This window comes from Kitasatospora sp. NPDC041917, from assembly GCF_055589745.1.
Genome location: NZ_JBVJBI010000129.1, coordinates 1 through 1,034, shown reverse-complemented (window position 1 = coordinate 1,034; position 1,034 = coordinate 1). Strand labels below are relative to the sequence as shown.

Here is a 1,034-nt window from a genome sequence, read left to right as displayed (position 1 = left end):
CACGGGCACCGGGCAGCATTGCGCCGGCGGCCGACCACCGGCCCCTCGCGGCGGGAGACCGCAGACACGCTCTGATCGAGATCGGTCAACTTGCCAAGAACTTGGTGTTCTTGGTGGCGAAGGTGGCAGTCCCGACCTTAACCAACTCCGGATCCGGGGTACTGGCAGGAGGTGGCATCGTCGCCGGGGTGGTGACCTGGAATTTTGCAGTAAAAGAGGATCCCTTGAGGAGTAGGGATTTATTTCCATTTTTTGTCTTCGCCGTTGTGTTTACAGGGGACAGTTCGAGGCTTAGTTTGCCCATGCCTGCTACGGAATGAGAGGGAGTAGTGTAATTAAGGGGGGTGGAGATTGACAGCGGAAGCTCGTCACCCATTAGGCAGGCGCGAAGATTGTCGACTGACAAATTCGCACTCGAGCCAATGATTGGCACTGGGGAAACGATAGCGGGGATGATTGCCGTGGGAATGGTTACGGCGATAGTGTCATTCGTAATGATGACGAAATCACTCATTATCTCTCCTTGTCAAAAGAAGTGGCACCGGCAGGTGGCTCTGGGGCATACATCTCTCGCCTGCAGGTGGCTGGGCCACGTCGCCGTGTGCACCGCGGACTGGATGAGCGGGCTCCCGATGGTGCCTGATCCGCATTTTGCGCCACCCGGTTGTAGCTCCAGTGTTAAGCCTGCCAGGTCTGGCAGTTGATCTTATATGAGGCCTCGTTAGGGCGATAGTGCTGCCCGCTGGTGGGGGCGTGAGCGGCGTTGGCGGGTTTTGCCCGTACGGGAGTCCATGCTGCCTGAACATGGCCTCGGATTCGCCTGGCTACGGGCGGAATCATCGACGATGGTAGCGATATGGGGGGTCCCGGCCATCCTCATAGGAGAAGCAATGCCTACTTGCCAAACTCCCGGTCTATGTGGATCATGTCCCCAGCGGAGTGAGTGTGATCGCTGCGGCTTCCACGTCGATCGCTGCGTTCATCGGCACCACTGATGTTGCTCCGGTTTCGACCAACGCGGTCCTGTAGAAGAT

Annotated in this window: 1 protein-coding gene; it reads right to left on the bottom strand. The window is 58.0% G+C overall.

The features are described 5' to 3' along the window. Positions 1–85: 85 nt before the first annotated feature. Entirely contained in the window at positions 86–514 is a 429-nt protein-coding gene (locus ACZ6EM_RS40500; RefSeq protein ID WP_465774693.1) for a hypothetical protein, read from the bottom strand. Positions 515–1,034 lie beyond the last annotated feature (520 nt).